1 pseudogene is annotated in these 250 nt (G+C 41.6%); it reads right to left on the bottom strand.

The features are described from left to right. Positions 1–46: 46 nt before the first annotated feature. A pseudogene (locus AC2Q9J_RS18290) lies at positions 47–250 on the bottom strand (IS3 family transposase); the annotation flags it as partial.

The following is a 250-nucleotide window of genomic DNA, read 5'->3' as shown; positions in this document are numbered from 1 at the left end:
GTCGCTTTTAAGGACTGGGTTCTGTACTGTACAGGACTCAGTCCTTAAATTCTGTCACATCCGTAGCCCACTTCAGATTTGGTTGATCCGCTTTAAATTGACGTTGTAATACATTGTCTACAATCTTACTCACTTGCCCTTTGTAAGAGCGATATATCATCACCCTGATACGTGATTTAAGCTGCATAGACTGCATCAGCCGTTGAACACATTTATGGTTGATGATTCGTCCCATATTCCTTAAGGCAAG

It is taken from the genome of Planococcus sp. RAB007_Raresut (assembly GCF_057369535.1).
The sequence above is the reverse complement of the archived record's forward strand: the minus strand, read 5'-3'. Positions and strand labels throughout refer to the sequence as shown.